This window comes from Rhabdobacter roseus, assembly GCF_014202275.1.
GTDB lineage: Bacteria > Bacteroidota > Bacteroidia > Cytophagales > Spirosomataceae > Rhabdobacter > Rhabdobacter roseus.
In genome coordinates this window covers 981,697-997,684 of sequence record NZ_JACHGF010000002.1, presented here as the reverse complement: position 1 = coordinate 997,684, position 15,988 = coordinate 981,697, and the positions used below count along the sequence as shown (strand labels likewise).

The window sequence follows — 15,988 nt, the reverse complement described above, 5'->3', positions numbered from 1 at the left end:
AAAATACATGCCATTGCAGCAGGTACTTCTGGTTGTCAACCCCATATCGGGCACCACGAACAAAGATGAAATTATTGAAAAAGTAGCCCAGAAGACCCAGGTACTTGGTATGGAGATGAGCCTTTACCTCACTACCGGAGAGAAGGATCAGGAGGCCATACGCCAGCGCCTGGAGGCGCTGAATCCTGCGCGCGTGCTGGTGGTGGGAGGAGACGGTACCATCACCCTGGTAGCCGAACTGCTTCAGAACCAGGACATCATACTGGGTATCATACCTGCGGGCTCGGCCAACGGCCTGGCGACGAGCTTCGAGCTACCCGCCGGGCTGGACGAAACCCTGGACGTGGCCCTGGGCCCGCACGTGGGCTGCATCGACGGGGTACGGATCAACGGGAAGATAAGCCTGCACCTGAGCGACCTGGGCCTGAATGCGCTGCTGGTCAAGAACTACGAAGAAGGAGAAATGCGCGGAAAGCTCGGCTACGCGAAAGAGGTCGTGAAGACCTTGTCGGAGCACGAAATATTCCGGGTGCGGATCACGACACCCGAGCAAACGCTGGAGACGGAGGCCGTGATCGTGATCATCGCCAACGCCCAAAAGTACGGTACCGGCGTGAACGTTAATCCGCTCGGCAATATCTGCGACGGGCGTTTTGAGCTGGTCATCGCCAAGCGCATCGACGTCATTGAGCTCGCCAAGCTACTCACTGGCAACTTCGACTTCGACCCGGACGTAGTGACGATGCTCTCGGTGGTGGAGGCGGACATTGAAATCCTGAGTGGCACCATCGGCTTCCAGATCGACGGCGAGTACCTGGGCGAAGTACCGCGCATCCGGGCAGACATCGTGCCGGGGGTACTTCAGGTAGCCGTACCCGAAAACTACTACCAAACCAACCAACTCCCCGCCTTTACGCCCAAGTACCCTAACCTGGCTTAGGTACTTTCGGGTAGGACTAGCCGGTAGGATTTAGCGCAAATAAACCCGCCAAGTACCTGCATTTTCGGGTACTTGGCGGGCTTAAGGTACTTAGGCTAAAAGGGGTACTTTTATTCAACGTGCCAGGCTACCTCTTTCCAGGGTACCTGCTGTGGCAGGGCGTTCGATTTGGAAGCCAGGGCCGCTACCCGGCCCGCGGCCTGGCCCATGGCGACGGCATTGCCCGTAACCCGGTAGCTGGAGTGCGCGATAAAATCACCGCTGATGCAGCGCCCGGCCATCATGAGCCCGTCGACGTCCTTAGCAATGAGTGCCCGGATCGGGATGTCGTAGGGCTGCATTTTGACGCCCCGGTTGTAGCTTTGCTTGGTCTCGTCCTCTTTTTTTACCGAATGCACATCGATCCCAAACGTGACGCGGCAAACGGCGTCTTCGTGCCGGATACCCTTCTGGATGTCGGCCATCGTGACGGTATACAGGCCCTTGATCCGGCGGCTTTCCCGCACCCCGATCTGCTCGCCGGTCGCTACTATTTTCAGGTCTTTCCAGGCCCCGCCCAGCGAGCGCAGCGCGTTCACAATTTTGTGCAGCTCCATGCGGCCGTTGAGGGTAGCCTCGGTAACCTGCCGGGCGTCGGTACCTTTGAAGCCGTAGGCGTGGTGGGTCATGAGCATGAACAAGTCGTCGCGAATGGGGTAGAGGCCCGGACGCGTGTAGGAGGGGGATACGCCGCCGCGCACAATCTCACTTTCCAGGCGTTTCTTGGAAGGTGAGCCCGTTTTGCTGTCGGTTTCGTCGCGTACAAACTCCTGAATCTCTTTGTACTGTACGCCCGTCACCAGGCACAGCAGGCTCATGGGCTGGCCCTGGCCGGAGCTGTCGCCGTAGTCGTACTGGCAGCCCGCGCGCGCGGCCAGGTCGCCGTCGCCGGTGCAGTCGATAAACACGTTGCCCTTCCAGGCTTCGCGGCCCGATTTCGATTCCGTAACTACGTAGCTGAGCTTTCGTTGCTCCTTCATGGCTGCCACAACCCGCGTAAAGTACAGGATATCCACCTTGGCTTTGGCGCAAAGCTCTTCCAGGAGCAGCTTCATGTCTTCGGCGTCGAAGGCAAAGGTACTTCCCGAGGGTACCGTGGCGGCGGTGGGTTTCTTTTGCAGCTCCTGCATGATTTCCTGCATCAGGCCCGGCTTATTTTTATTATCCAAAATCCAGGTCAGGTACCCGGCCGTCCAGACGCCGCCCAGGCAGCCGTGGGTTTCGATGAGCAGCGTGCGCGCACCGCTCCGACCGGCTTCAATGGCCGCCGCTATCCCCGCGGGCCCGGCTCCCGCCACGATGACGTCGTAGGTACCTGCCACGGGAATATCGCGGGCGGCCTCCCGCACTTGATCTACTTTTAGGGTACCTGGGTGCGTAGGAGGTACCCAGGGAGCGGAAAGCAAAAGCCCGAGCCCGCCCGATTTTTGAAGAAAATGTCTGCGTTTCATACGTAATGATGGTTAGTAGCCGGGGTTTTGTTGCAAATTTTTATTGACGTCCAGTTCGCGCTGGGGCAGGGGGTACAGGTTATGGGTAGGTACTTGCACCGTTACACCCAGGGGAGCCATTACTTCCTGGAGCTTGTTCAGCCGGATGAGGTCGTAGCGGCGATGCCCCTCAAACGCCAGCTCCCAGCCGCGCTCCCGCAAAATAGCCTCGCGAAACTGCTGCTGCGACAGCGTAGCCGCTAGCTCAGGTACCTTGGCCCGGCGACGTACCTGGTTGATGGCTTCGAGGGCTTCGGGCGTGGGGCCGTTATGGACCTCGTTCAGCGCTTCGGCCAGGATCAGAAGTACCTCCGAGTAGCGGATCAGCGGCCAGTTGGTATCCGTATTGCTGGGCGTAATAAAGTTGAGATTGAAGAATTTCCAAACGTGCGGCTCGAAGGTTTGGGTACTTCCGTCGCTGAAGGTGAACGAAGTTTTTATACTGATGTCACGGCGGACATCTCCGGGCTCAAAGGAATTATAAAACGACCTTTTGACAAAAGCCCCGCTACCGCCCGTAATGGGCGCACGCCCGCCCCTTACGCCAAAGGTTTCGTTAAAGCCACTACCTCGCACGCCCGCTTTGTACTGGATGGAGAAAATATGTTCGGGTCCATTTTCGCGTTCCGAAGGCCAGATGTCGGCGTAGTTAGGGACCAGGCTGTAGTTGAGCGTGGTGACCGTTCGGGCGGTTTCGGCGGCTTTGGGGTAGTTTTGGCTAAATAAATACGCGCGAGCCAAGAGCGCCAGCGCGGCGCCCCGGGTGGCCCGGCCGGTTTCGACGCTGGCGTAGGTAAGGGGTAGTTGCGGATGCGCTTCCTCCAAATCCTGAATGATTTGGCGATAAACCTCCAGCGCCGGACTGCGCGTCGCATTTTGCTGGTCCAGCCCCTTGGTTTCCTGTAAAATCAGGGGTACATCGCCGAAGGCCTTCACCAGGTCGAAGTAGTTGAGGGCGCGTAAAAATTTGGCCTCGCCCACCAACCGACTGCGCCGTTCGGCGTTCATGTCGATCATCGGGATGCGCTCAATAGCCGTATTGGCCCGGTTGATGGCCACGTACCGAGTTTGCCAAAGCGTGGCAAAATGGGGGTTGGCACTGCTGAAGGTAAACGTTTGCAGCTCCAAGTTTTCGGTACGGGGTGCGGCTCCTTCGTTGAGTAGGTCCGAAGCCAAATCCCCCAGGTTCCAGGTAGGACTCAATGAACTATAGATCGCATTGACGGCCGCTACGGCGTCGGCTTCGGTACGGTAAAAATTGAGCGGCGAGAGAAAGTCCTGCGGGTCTTCCTGCAAAAAGTCGCAGGAGCTGACCAGCCACATGAGCAAGCTGAGGTAGGCTAATCGCATTTTCATATCGTATCTGTTTAGAAGGTACTAGAGTTTTGTATGGGAGCTTCATAGGCCCAGATTAACGCCCACCATAAAGGTTTTGGCGCGTGGGTAGGCTCCGTAGTCGATCCCCTGGTTGATGGAGTTTTGGCCGTGGGTATTTACCTCCGGGTCGTAGCCGGTGTAGCTGGTCAGGGTGAAGAGGTTTTGTCCGCTCAGGTACACGCGCAGACTACGTAGCCAAGGTAGGTTCAGCTTCTCGGAAGGGAGGTTGTAGCCCAGTACTACGTTACGCAGCCGCAGGAAGGAGCCGTCTTCAATGGCCCGGGTACTTATAAATTGCTCCTGACCGCGCTGGTCGGCTTTGGGCATGTAGGCGTCGGGGTTGCTGGGGCTCCAACGATCGAGGGCGCGGATGTGGTTGTTGTGGGTACCCCGCATGGATTCGAGCTCGTAGACCCGGTAGAGGTTCAGCACGTCGTTGCCGTACACCCCCTGAATGAAGACGTTCAGGTCAAAGTTTTTGTAGGAAAAATTATTGTTGAAGCCGTAGATAAACTTAGGCTGGGCGTTCCCGATGATGGTCCGGTCGTCGGGGGTGATGGCTCCGTCCTGGTTGACGTCCCGGAAGCGAATATCGCCCAGTTGCATGTAGCGGTGCCGGGGGGCGTTGTCCAGGTCGCTTTGGGTACGGAACAGGCCGTCGCTGATGTAGCCAAAAAAGGAGTTGACCGGATGGCCCCGCCGGATGATGATCCCGCTACCGGGCGAGTAGAAACTAGAACCCGCCGGAGGCCCCAGGATTTCGTCTACGTCGCCCAGGTCAAGTACCTTGTTGCGATTTTGGGAATAGTTCAGGTCAACAGTCCACTTAAATTCTCCCGTAAAAATATCCCCTCCCAGCGCGAGCTCGTAGCCCCGGTTTTCGGTGCTGCCGATGTTTTGGTAGGAAGTACTGAAGCCGGTGCTCCAGGGAATTTGTACCTCAAAGAGCAGATCGTTGGTTTTCTTGTGGTAGTAGTCGGCCGTGAGGCGGAGCCGTCCTTTGAAAAAGGCCATGTCCGTCCCGATGTCAAATTGCCCCGTGCGCTCCCATTTCAGATCCGGGTTAGGAATGCGGTTAGGCGCAAAGCCAATGGCCAGGTTGTCGCCCAGGATGGTCGAAGTACTTGAAAGCGAAGCCTGCGAGCGGTAGAGCGGAATTTCCTGGTAGCCGGTTATGCCGTAGCTGGCGCGGAGTTTCAGATCATCAAATACCCCCAGTTCCTGGATAAAACGCTCCTCGGCCAAGCGCCAGGCCACCGCCCCCGACGGGAAGACGCCCCACTTGTTGTTGGCTCCGAAACGCGAGGAGCCGTCGGCCCGAACCGATACCGTAAACAGGTACTTGTTGTTGAAGATGTAGTTGAGCCGGGCCAGGTATGACTGCAACGACCATGTATATGCCCCCGACGCAGCGGGTTGCAGGACAGAGGCGGCGGCCAGGTCGTTGTGGCCCAGGATGTCATTGACAAAGCCCTGACCTCGAGCCTGTACGCTTTCCGCCGTTTCCTGCTGCATGGTATAGCCCGCCACGGCGTTGAAATCATGCCGGCCTACCTTTTTGACGTAGCTTAACGTATTTTCGTTCAGCCAGTTGATCGAGGCACTGGTATTGATGTCGGCGATGCCGTTGGGGAAGTACCCCCGGTAGGTCGTGCGGGGTACGTACAGGTTGTGCTTGCTGTATTGCAGGTCGGTGCCGAGGGATACCCGGGCCGAGAGGCCGGGTAGCAATTCGTAGCGGGCATAAAAGTTGCCCAGCATACGTCCGGTATTGATGGTATTGGTGGTTTCGCGGGCCAGGGAAAGGGCGTTGTCGCGCCGGAGGCCGGGCCCGATCTGTTGCCAATCGACGAAGTAGTTGCCATCCTGGTCGTAAATGGGTATGTAGGGGCCCGCCGTCAGGGCCGTGTGCACTACCCCCTGGCTACCCGTGCCGGGGCTGTTGACCAGCACGGCGTTGTTGCGGATGTAGCTGATCTGGAGGTTATTGCCAATGGTGAGCCGCCGGTTGATCTTACTTTCCAGGTTAAACCGGGTCGAGAAGCGCTTGAAGTTGGAATTCGTAATGATCCCGTCCTGATTGAAGTAGTTGCCGGTGATCGTGAATTTGGTACTCTCGTTCCCTTTTAGGAAAGACACCTGGTAGTTGGAGATGGGGGCGGGCCGAAAAATGGCATCCTGCCAGTCGGTATCGGTGGTTACGGCCTCGGGGTTGGGAAAGGGCTTGGCCAGGTTCCGAAAACTAAAGGCTTCATTGGCCAGCTCCACAAACTGCGCCGTGTTCAGGACCGGAATCTTGTAGATCAAGTGCTGAATACCCGTATAGTACTCTACGTTAAACTGCGACTGCCCCGTTTTGGCTTGTTTGGTAGTGATGATCACCACGCCATTCGCCCCGCGCGACCCGTAAATGGCCGTTGCCGAAGCATCCTTCAAAACTTCCATCGACTCGATGTCGTTGGGGTTGAGTGACTTAATGGCCGTTACCGGGAAGCCATCCACCACATACAGGGGCTCGTTGCTGTTGTTGATGGAGGTACCTCCCCGAATCCGGATCGAAACCGTACCGCCCGGCGCGGCGTCGGTTTGGGTGACCTGTACGCCGGCCGCCCGGCCCTGTAAACCCTGGTCGAGGGTCGTCATGGGCATCTTGCGGAGCTCGTCCGCCGAAATGGAAGATACCGCGCCCGTTAGGTCACTTTTCTTGACGGTACCGTAGCCCACCACCACTACCTCCGAAAGCGCCTTGGTATCGCTTTGCAACACCACGTCCAGGGTACTTTGGGTACTTACGGCAACCTCCTGGCTCTCGTAGCCTACGTAGCTGAACACGAGCAAAGTACCTTGGTCGGGAATGCTGAGTCGGTACCTGCCTTCGGCGTCGGAGGCGGTACCCTGGGTGGTACCTTTGATCAGAATACTCACGCCTGGCAAAGGCTGGTTGTCGTCGGCCGAGCGTACCTGGCCCGTCAGAACCCGATCCGGAAGGGCTAAAAGTACCGGGCGTGGCTCGGGAAGTACGTACGAAGACCGCTGCGGCAGGCGCGAAAGGATAATCTGCTTGCCGTTGACGGCATAAGTTACCTGCAAGGGCTTAAGTACCCGGTCCAGAACGGCATGGAGGGGCTCGTCTTTGGCCGTGACCGATAGTTTTGTGCTGGGTTCAAAGGTGTACGAATTGTATAAAAACTTAAAACCCGTGTGCTTGCGCAGTTGATCCAGCGCCCGCTCCACGGGCCAGTCCGTAAACTCGACGCTCACTTTCTGGTTGAGGAGCTCCTGCCCCCGTACGTCCGACGACCACGCGACGGTGGCACACAGCCAGGCCAGGCAAAATTGGAATAACGATACCCTCATGATGGCGAAGAGTATGGGTAATTTTTTTTTCATACCTTTGATTGTTTTTGTGAATTTGTTGAACGCAAAGCCCAAAGACCATCTATCCCCGCTGCGGGGGTAGTTTGCCATAAGCTCCGTTGGGAGCTTACGAAGCTAGCCGTGGTACCAGCACGGTTAGCTTTTTTTATGGCCCTGGTTGAAAGCAAGGGTTGATTTGGAGATTAGAGCATAGGCGTTTGAAGGGTTTTAGTGAATTTATTTTTGGTTAAAAAATAGGTTTAGGAATAGTCAGAAAACGCTCAACGGCAACCCTTGGAGGAAATAACGATCCGCCCATCTACCTCCTGGTAGGTGGCATTGATCCCCTGGCAAATCAGCTTTATCTTGTCGTATAGAGGCTCGTCGGCCAAAGAAGCCGTCAGGGCGCAGTCGCGCAGGAGCTCTTCGTCGTACACAAACTCCACCCCGTAGGCTTGCTCCAGCCGCCCGATGATCTCGACGACGGGGGTACTTCTGAACTCAAAATCCTCTTCCCGGATCGAAGCGGTTACTTTCTGCGGCTGCTTGACCAGCGAGCGGCGGAAAATCCCCTCGCTGGGCGAGTAGTCTACCTGCTGGTTGGGCGTCAAGATGAGGCCCTGCATGACGGTACTTTGGTGCTGGGTATTTTTTTCAAAATCTTGTTGGGCAAATACCGAAACCTTGCCCGTAAGTACCACCACCCGCACCGACGGCGTACTGGCCGAGGGACTAATCCGGAAACTCGTGCCCAGCACCCGCGTGACCAGGCCGTTGGCATAGACCATGAAAGGCCGCGTGGGCTGCCGCTTTACCTCAAAGTAAGCTTCGCCGCTGAGGCGTACTACGCGCTCGTCCAGGCCGTTCTCGGCGTAGCTGAGTTCACTCCCGGCCGACATCGTCACCCGGCTGCCGTCGGGTAAAAGTACCTGCCTGGCGGCTGAACCGGAATTAACGAGTCGCGTTTCCTTTTCGGTGGCGGTAGCGCGAGTGTTGTTTTCGGGAAGCGTTGTTTCGCGGGTAGTCCAGAATAGCCAGCTGGCCAGTCCGCCCAGCAACAGCCAAGCGGCGGCCACCCGTCCCCAAAGTACCCGGCGGCTCGGCCGAAAGGGTACTTCGTGCGCCCCGATGCGCTCGCGGGTTCGTTGGATGTCTTCCCGGATTACGTCTTCCGAAAGATCCAGGAAGGGCTTTTCGCGCAGCAGCAACAGAAGTTGCCGCGCCTCCCGCACCAGCACTTCCCGGTCGGGGTTTTGCGTCACCCAGGCGCTCCAGAAGCGCTGATCCTCGTCGGTATGGTCTTTGACCCAGCGCTGGAACGATTCGTCCAGGGCGAGCTCCTCGGGGGTGTAGTCTCGGTAGCGTTTCATCTCTGCGGTTGGCTTGTCTAAGAGTTGCAGAGCGAAACCGGATCTACTGGTTCGTTATGAAAAAAACGTGAAAAAAGATAAGGGAACGGAGCTAGGCACCTAGCTCCCGGCGGGTTAAGTAGCTGCCAATCAGCAAAAGTACCCCCCATAGGCCGCGTAATTTCCGGAGCGTTTCGTGCAGCAAATTATAGACCGACTGCCGATTGAGGGCCATGATCTCGGCAATCTCGTCGTGGGTGAGGTCCTGGAAAAAGCGCAGGTGAATGATTTCCCGCTGGCGGGGAGGCAGGCTATTGAGAAGCGTTTCGAGCTTCTGCGCTCGCAGACGTACCTCTTCGGTGTTGATGAGATCGTGCTCGATGGTTAATTCGCTCACAAAGGCTTCGCCTTCGGGCCAGTCGGCGGAGAGGTTTACGGTTTTTTGTTGCCTTCTTTCGTAGAGCAGGCGGTTGCGGAGGGCCTTTATGAGGTAAAAATGCACGGAACGGACTTGTTTGAGTAACGCCCGCCGCGCCCAAATATCCAGGAAGATCTCCTGAATGCTATCGCGTACCCGATCTTCGTCGGCCCAGATCCGAACTCCGTACCGAAACAGCGTCCGGTAGTAGCGGCCCATGATCTGCTCAAAGGCATCCTCGTCGCCTTCGCACAGAAGGCGCCAGAGGGTGAGGTCGTCCGTTTGGGAGGCAATCATGGCGGAAAGGTACCTATTTTTGAAAGAATGGTACTAAAAAAAGACAGGTCGGCAAATTATTTACCTGGCTCCCCTGTACAATAACGAGCAGAAAGTACCTGGCTCCCCCGAAACCATGAAATAAACTACCCTCCATTTTTCGTTTTGAAGGACAAGTATTGACCTTCTAGCGATGAAATACAAAGCCCTTTTTCAACTCAATACCGCCGCACCGACCAGTGGGAAAACCGCGTTGCGGCAGATAAATAATGCCCTGGATGCGCTTCAACCCGAGGTACTTATTCAGCTCGTGGTACACGGAGAAGGGCTGGCCTGGGTACTTCGGGACGATACGCCCTTTGCCAGCCAGCTACTGGAATTATACCATAAAGGTGTGAAGATCGTGGTTTGCCAAAATTCGTTGGCCTCCCGGCAGATCACCGACGAGGAGGTACTTCCCTTTGTGCAAGTGGTACCGTCGGCGGTGGCGTACCTTATTCAGCACCAGCAGGAAGGCTGGAGCTACCTGAAGGTATAAAAAAATCCCGCTGAGGTAGTCCCAGCGGGATTTTTAGTATAAAGTACCTTTCGGCTATGCTTCCAGCTCGTAGGCTACTTCGGGTTCGGCTTTGCGCTTTTTGCGACCGGCCAGGCGATCCTTGATTTTATCGACCACGTAGTAGGCACTGGGTACTAGCAGTAGCGTCAGGATCAGAGAACTGGTGAGGCCGCCGATGATGACCCAGGCCATGCCGTTTTTCACCTCGGCGCCGTCGCCCGAGGCCAGCGCGATGGGCAGCATCCCCGCCACCATGGCGATGGTCGTCATCAGGATGGGCCGGAGGCGCTCCTTGCCGGCTTCTACCAGCGCTTCGGTGAGGGCCAGCCCTTCTTCCTTGAGCTGGTTGGTGAAGTCCACGATCAGGATGGCGTTTTTGGCCACGAGCCCCAGCAGCATGATCATCCCCACAATAGAGAAAATGGTGAGGCTTTCCATCGTAAGTGCCAGCGCCAGCAACGCACCCACCAGGGCAACGGGGATGGAGAAAAGGACCACGAACGGGTAGACCACACTTTCGTAGAGCGCCACCATGATGAGGTAGATCAGCAAGATCCCCAACACCAGGGCTTGGCCCAGGCTACCGAAGGCGTCGGACTGCTGCTCGAGCTGCCCCAGGTAGGCTACGCTTACGCCTTCGGGTAGTTGCACGCTTTGCATCTTGGCCTTGATGTCGTTCCCGACGGAGCCCGTGGGACGGCCCACTACCTGCGCGTTGACACTGATGGACGAAAGCCGGTCGATGCGTTGCAGCACGCTCTCACCCATGGTTTCGGCCACCGAAGCAAATTGCGAAAGTTCGAAAGATTGACCTTTATTACTCACAAACGTAAGCCGACGGATGTCGTTGACGTTGGAGCGGTCAAACTGGTCGAGGCTGATCATGATGTCGTACTCGTTGCCGTTTTGCTTGAACTTCGTGCGGTCGTCGCCCCGGAAGGCGGTTTGTAGGGCTATTCCTACTTCGGAGGCATTGATGCCCAGGTCGGCCATTTTCTGGCGGTCCAGGTTCACGGCTACTTCCGGCTTGGGATCATCTACGGAGTACTCTACGTTTTGGGTACCGGGTACCGTCACAACCAGGTCTTTTACCTGCGCGGCTACCTGCCGGATGGTAGGTAGGTCGGTACCTTTGATGGCGATCTGGATGGGAGCCTGGTTGGCGTTACCGGTAATGGACGTAGGGGCCACCGTTACTTTTACGCCCGGTATTTGCAGGATTTCTTTTTGAATTTCTACCCCAAATTCTTCCGCCGAAAACGAACGCTCTTTTTTATCTACTAACTGCACCGTGAGGTCGGCCAGGTTGCTGTTGGAGGTAGTACCCAGCCCCGTGCTGCTGTAGCCGATGTTGGAAAATACCTTCGTTACTTCGGGTTTGTTTAATAGTAGTTTTTCTACCTGCTGCGCCACCCGGTTGGTTTGGTACACCGAGGCCGTGGGGGCGAGTTCCAGCTGCACGTTGAGCTCACCGCGGTCGCTCTGCTGCATGAAGGCCGCACCGATAAAGCCCGCCGGTACCAGCGCGATGGACCCCACAATGAGCAGGAACGAAGCGATAAAAATGTACCGCTTGTGGCCCAGTATCCAGCGCAGAATCTGCCCGTAGGCTTCTTTGAGCTCGTCCAGGAAGTTTTCAAAGCCGAGGTTCAACCGGCCCCAGAGGGTACTTTTACTCAGGATTTCCACTTTGCCAAAGCGCGAAGCCAGGAGCGGCGTCAGCGTAAAGGACACGAGCAAGCTCATCAGGGTAGAGAATACCACCACGAGGGAGAATTCCCGCAGAATGTTTCCGATCAGCCCCGAGGTAAGCGCCAGCGGTACGAACACCACCACGTCTACCAGGGTAATGGCCAGGGCCGTAAAGCCAATCTCGTTCCGTCCTTCCAGGGCGGCGTCGCGCCGATTCTTGCCCATTTCCAGGTGGCGGTTGATGTTCTCAAGGACCACGATGGAGTCGTCCACCAGAATACCGACTACCAGCGAGAGCGCCATGAGCGTCATGAGGTTGAGCGAGAAACCCGCCACGTACATGAGCAGGAAGGTCGGGATCATGGACGAGGGCAGCGCTACCAATACAAACAGTGAGCTCCGGAAGCTGTGCAGAAAAAGCAGCATCACCACGGACACGATCATGACGGCCAGGCCCAGGTCAAATACCACCGCGTCGGCGGAGGCCAGGGTATAGATCGACTGGTCGGAGGCAATGTTAAATTTCAGGTCGGAAGCGGCGTACTGCTTTTCCAGGACCGTGAGGCGCTCGCGGGTGAGCTTGCTCACGTCCACGGCGTTGGCGTCCGACTGCTTCTGGATCTGAAGACCCACCGAAGGTACCCCGTTGATGTGGTTGATGGCCGTCACGTCGGCCGTGCCGTCTACCACTTCGGCCACGTCTTTGAGCAGGATCTGCCCGCCGTTGGCCGACTGCGCCACAATCAAATTCCGGAGGTTCTCGACGGAGTTGACGTTGGCGTCGAACCGGATCGAAAGCTGGTCTTCCTGGGTTTTGATTTGCCCGGCGGGGTAGGACTTGCTGGCGTTATTAATGGCCATCGCTACCTGCCCGATGGACAGGTGGTAGCCCCGGAGTTTTTCCTGATTGACGTTTACTTTAATCTCGCGCTCCGAGCCTCCGATGATCGTTACCTGACCCACACCCGCTACGTTGGAGAGCTGAGGCTTGAGCTTGTCGTCGAGGAGATCGTACAGTTCCACGGGCGAGAGGTTGGCCGTAACGCCCATCCGGAGAACGGGGATTTCGTCCGTTGAGAATTTATTGATGACGGGCCGATCGGCGTCGTCGGGCAGGAGCGAGAGGATCTGTTCGATTTTCCGTTGGGCATCTTGCTGGGCCAAATCTACCTTAATTCCCTGCTTGAGCTGGATAATGACCGACGACACCCCTTCCTGTGAGGTAGACGTTACTTTGTCCAGGCCTTCGATGCCTGAAACGGCGTCTTCGATGCGCTTGGTGACGTTGGTTTCTACTTCGTCGGCCGAGGCCCCGCGGTAGCTCGTCATGACACTTACTACGTTGGCTTCAAACTTGGGTAGTAGGTTATACGAGAGTTGATTATAGCCGATCAGACCGAACAGGATCAGCACCGTAAACACCACCAGAATGAACAGCGGTCTTTTAATGGCTATTTCCGTTATTGACATGATTCCTTGATTTATTCGATGAATAATGAGTTAGTTGGCAGCCTGTACCCGCGCGCCGTCGGTCAGGTTGATCTGGCCACTGGTAACGACTTGCTCGTTGGCGTTCAAGCCGCTAAGTACCTCGATCGACTCCCCAATGGTGCGGCCTACCTGAATTTTGCGCTGTTTTGCCAGTCCCTCTTCCACTACGTATACGTACGGATTCTGAAGGCTTTCGACCAGCGCGCTACGGGGTACCAGCAAGGCCCGCTGGCTGGAAGTGTTGTTAAAGGCCACCGTCACGAAGGTACCTGCCTTCAGGCCGCTGCTGTTCTGGATCGTGATCTCGACGGGGTAGGTGTGCTGCTCGTCGCCTCGGGGCGCAATGTAGCTGATCACGCCGTCGAACTTTTTATCCGGAAAAATGTCGGTACTTACCCGCACGTGCTGGCCTTCTTTGAGCTGGTAGGCATCGGCTTCGTTCACGATCACCTGCACTTTCAGCCGCGATACGTCCAGCACCGTACCCAGTACCGTACCGGGGTTTACGTACTCACCGTTTTCGATGCTTTTCTTCACGATGCGCCCGCTGATGGGAGAAAGTACCGCGGCGTCCTGGATTTGCTTTTTGATTTGCTCGGCCTGGTTCATGGCATTCTCATAGTTGTACTTCGTGTCGGTAAGTTGCAGCTCGGTGGCGGCGTTACCGGCGTAGAGCGTCGAGTAGCGATCCACGTCTTTTTTCAGCTTGCTGATGTTGAGCTGCGTCGCTTCCAGCGAAAGCTCTTTGAGCTTGGAGTCGATCTGCACGAGCCGCGCGCCCTGCTTCACGTAGCTACCCAGCTCGAAGTGAACGGCGTCGACCTGTCCCTGCGTCGTAGCCATGATGTTGGCCTCGCGGTAGGGGATCAGGTTCCCGGTGCGTACCAACGGCTGGTTTACTTCACCTTCGGTAGCGGCGGCCACCGTCACCGGTATGGCCCGGTTCGTTTCGGTAGGAAGTACGTTTTTCTCGTCAATTTTTTCTTTGTTGGCCACCAGCCGAAACCCGATCAGGGAAACAATGAGCAACAGGGCCGCTATGGTGATTACTTTCTTTTTCATGAGATTAATGCAAGTAGCTTTTCGAGCTGGGTTAGTTGGAAAGTTGAGCGAAATAGTCAGTAAGGGTACCGTTGGACTGCTCCAGATCCAGGCGCGCCTGGTAGTAGTTGAGCAACGAATTGATGTAGTTGGTCTGGGCTTCCTTGTACGAATTCTCGGCATTCAGCAGGTCGGCCAGCGACAAGGTACCTTCGCGGTACTGGAGCGTATTCACGTCAAATACCTCTTTCGCCAACTCTACGTTGCGTTCGTCGTTTCCGATGTTGGCCAGCGCCCGTTGCAACTGTACTTCGGCGTTGCTATTCTGTAAAGCGTAGCCCTGGAGCGTCAGGTTGAGCTGGTCTTCCTGGGTACGGAGGTTCAGCACCGACTGCTTCCACTGCGCATCCCGGCGGAAGCCGTCAAAGATCGGGATTGAGAGTTTTACACCTACCGTACCGTAGTCAAACCAGTTCTTCCACGATTGTCCCAGCTCGTTGCCCAGGGCCAGAGCACCGTACCGGCCGTACACCGACAGCTTGGGCAGGTACCCGGCCTTGATCCGGTCCCGCTCAATGCCGTAGAGCTCCAGGTTTGTACGTTGAATCTTGTAGTCGGTCAGGTTGTTATAGTCAAATTGTCCCATGGCCGCCGTGGCGAGTTCCTTTTTCAGCACCAGCGAGTCGGATACCTCAATGGCGCGCTCGATAGGGTAGCCCATCTGGTACTTGAGCCGGTTTTTGGCCAGGTTGAGGTTACTCTCGGCCAGCGTCAGCTGCGACTGCGCGTTGTTGATGCTCACCTGCGTACGATCCACGTCTACTTTTTTAATGACGCCGTTGTCAAATTGCAGCTTCAGGATGTCGAGCAGGCGCTGCGTACGGTCGAGATTATCCTGGAGCAGACTGATCTGCTGCGCCGAAATAAGTACCTGGTAGTAGTTGGAAGAAATCTCGTAGATGATACTTTCCTTCGTTTTCACGGTATTCAGCAGCGATTTTTCCGTGTTGGGCCGGTTGGCCTTCAGGCCCGTCAGCAGCGCCTGGTCGTACACCACCTGATCTACCTGCGCCGATACGTTGGACTGGTACTGGGTACCCAGCGTCACCACGGTAGGGTCGGGGCCAAAAATACCGGCCGGCAGTACCGTGGATTGCAGCTTGAGGTTGTTGTCTACCGAGGCCGATCCGTTGGCCTGAGGCAGGTACCCCGACAGCGCCTCCCGGGCTTGCTGGTGGGCTATTTCTTCCTGATTCTTCGCGATCCGGACGTTCAGGTTGTTCTTTAAGCCAAACTCGATGCAGGCCTTGAGGCTCCAGGGGGTCGTTTGAGCGGTGACCGAAAACGGGAGCGTGAGTAGCGCGGCTCCCAGAATCAAAATACTTTTTTTCATACGGGCTAAGCAAAAAGGGTACTTTCTAAATTTTGCACTTGTTTTATATTAAGTTGTTTTAATTAACGATGATATATCAACTATATGGATAAAAATTAATCGTTGACGATGGTCAACAGCTTGTCGAGTACTTTGGAAATGAGCTCGCTCTCCTGCTCCGTGAGCTGGCTTTTGAGGCGGGCGTCAAATTCCTGTACACACTCAATGGCTTTTTCGCAGGCAAAGCGACCGCTCGTGGTCAGCGACACGATGTTACGGCGCTTGTCGTGCGGGTCGTCTTCGATGTGTAAAAAACCACCTTTACGCATCGTCTGGATCGAGCGCTGCACGCCCGCTTTGTCCTTTTGGAGTAAATTGGCGATCTCCTGCTGCGACAGCGGCTCTTGTATAAAGTGGATCGTCATCAGGATGGGCATCTGCTCGGCCACGATGGGCAGGCCCACTTTGGTGAGCTCCAGGTTCACCTGCTTGAAAATTTGACGCGTCACGGCTGCCATCTTAAAGGGAATTGAGTTCTTGACTTCTGCTCTTAAAGTTATCTCTGGTTTCATCGAGGTCTTGGCGTA

The 15,988-nt window shown here is 56.1% G+C and carries 11 protein-coding genes; 2 read left to right on the top strand and 9 right to left on the bottom strand.

Annotated elements, in window-relative coordinates; genetic code table 11:
* Positions 1-7 precede the first annotated feature (7 nt).
* Entirely contained in the window at positions 8-940 is a 933-nt protein-coding gene (locus tag HNQ92_RS09315; RefSeq protein ID WP_184173433.1) for a diacylglycerol/lipid kinase family protein, read from the top strand.
* Between the two features lie 110 nt (positions 941-1,050).
* On the opposite strand, the gene HNQ92_RS09310 is transcribed toward HNQ92_RS09315, so the two are convergent.
* From HNQ92_RS09310 to HNQ92_RS09290, 5 genes are all read right to left on the bottom strand, one after another.
* Positions 1,051-2,430, bottom strand: a complete 1,380-nt coding sequence (locus HNQ92_RS09310; protein ID WP_184173432.1) for an FAD-dependent oxidoreductase — start codon at positions 2,428-2,430, stop codon at positions 1,051-1,053.
* A gap of 12 nt (positions 2,431-2,442) precedes the next feature.
* The gene (locus HNQ92_RS09305; RefSeq protein WP_184173430.1) at positions 2,443-3,825 is read right to left on the bottom strand and encodes a RagB/SusD family nutrient uptake outer membrane protein; all 1,383 of its coding nucleotides are present in this window, start codon (positions 3,823-3,825) and stop codon (positions 2,443-2,445) included.
* A gap of 42 nt (positions 3,826-3,867) precedes the next feature.
* Positions 3,868-7,236, bottom strand: coding sequence for a TonB-dependent receptor (locus HNQ92_RS09300; RefSeq protein ID WP_184173428.1), 3,369 nt, complete (start codon positions 7,234-7,236; stop codon positions 3,868-3,870).
* Between the two features lie 248 nt (positions 7,237-7,484).
* A complete protein-coding gene (locus HNQ92_RS09295; protein WP_184173426.1) occupies positions 7,485-8,573 on the bottom strand; it encodes a FecR family protein in 1,089 nt (362 codons plus the stop codon).
* Positions 8,574-8,664: 91 nt separating this feature from the next.
* Positions 8,665-9,267 (bottom strand): RNA polymerase sigma factor, encoded by a 603-nt coding sequence (locus HNQ92_RS09290; protein WP_184173424.1) that lies wholly within the window; start codon positions 9,265-9,267, stop codon positions 8,665-8,667.
* 172 nt (positions 9,268-9,439) lie between these two features.
* On the opposite strand from HNQ92_RS09290, the gene HNQ92_RS09285 reads away from it, so the two are divergent.
* A complete protein-coding gene (locus tag HNQ92_RS09285) occupies positions 9,440-9,784 on the top strand; it encodes a DsrE family protein (RefSeq protein ID WP_184173422.1) in 345 nt (114 codons plus the stop codon).
* A 54-nt stretch (positions 9,785-9,838) separates the two neighbouring features.
* Here HNQ92_RS09285 and HNQ92_RS09280 read toward each other — a convergent pair whose 3' ends face one another.
* From HNQ92_RS09280 to HNQ92_RS09265, 4 genes are all read right to left on the bottom strand, one after another.
* Complete coding sequence (locus tag HNQ92_RS09280) at positions 9,839-12,967, bottom strand: efflux RND transporter permease subunit (protein ID WP_184173420.1); 3,129 nt, start codon at positions 12,965-12,967, stop codon at positions 9,839-9,841.
* Positions 12,968-12,997: 30 nt separating this feature from the next.
* Positions 12,998-14,050, bottom strand: a complete 1,053-nt coding sequence (locus HNQ92_RS09275) for an efflux RND transporter periplasmic adaptor subunit (protein WP_184173418.1) — start codon at positions 14,048-14,050, stop codon at positions 12,998-13,000.
* Positions 14,051-14,081: 31 nt separating this feature from the next.
* Positions 14,082-15,422 (bottom strand): TolC family protein, encoded by a 1,341-nt coding sequence (locus HNQ92_RS09270; protein WP_184173415.1) that lies wholly within the window; start codon positions 15,420-15,422, stop codon positions 14,082-14,084.
* Positions 15,423-15,517: 95 nt separating this feature from the next.
* Complete coding sequence (locus HNQ92_RS09265) at positions 15,518-15,910, bottom strand: MarR family transcriptional regulator (protein WP_221307410.1); 393 nt, start codon at positions 15,908-15,910, stop codon at positions 15,518-15,520.
* Between the last annotated feature and the right edge of the window lie 78 nt (positions 15,911-15,988).

Excerpts from the sequence above, each read along its gene's own strand:
- HNQ92_RS09315 (WP_184173433.1), top strand. The coding sequence starts at position 8 with ATGCCATTGCAGCAGGTACTTCTGGTTGTCAACCCCATATCGGGCACC.
- HNQ92_RS09310 (WP_184173432.1), bottom strand. The coding sequence starts at position 2,430 with ATGAAACGCAGACATTTTCTTCAAAAATCGGGCGGGCTCGGGCTTTTG.
- HNQ92_RS09305 (WP_184173430.1), bottom strand. The coding sequence starts at position 3,825 with ATGAAAATGCGATTAGCCTACCTCAGCTTGCTCATGTGGCTGGTCAGC.
- HNQ92_RS09300 (WP_184173428.1), bottom strand. The coding sequence starts at position 7,236 with ATGAAAAAAAAATTACCCATACTCTTCGCCATCATGAGGGTATCGTTA.
- HNQ92_RS09295 (WP_184173426.1), bottom strand. The coding sequence starts at position 8,573 with ATGAAACGCTACCGAGACTACACCCCCGAGGAGCTCGCCCTGGACGAA.
- HNQ92_RS09290 (WP_184173424.1), bottom strand. The coding sequence starts at position 9,267 with ATGATTGCCTCCCAAACGGACGACCTCACCCTCTGGCGCCTTCTGTGC.
- HNQ92_RS09285 (WP_184173422.1), top strand. The coding sequence starts at position 9,440 with ATGAAATACAAAGCCCTTTTTCAACTCAATACCGCCGCACCGACCAGT.
- HNQ92_RS09280 (WP_184173420.1), bottom strand. The coding sequence starts at position 12,967 with ATGTCAATAACGGAAATAGCCATTAAAAGACCGCTGTTCATTCTGGTG.
- HNQ92_RS09275 (WP_184173418.1), bottom strand. The coding sequence starts at position 14,050 with ATGAAAAAGAAAGTAATCACCATAGCGGCCCTGTTGCTCATTGTTTCC.
- HNQ92_RS09270 (WP_184173415.1), bottom strand. The coding sequence starts at position 15,422 with ATGAAAAAAAGTATTTTGATTCTGGGAGCCGCGCTACTCACGCTCCCG.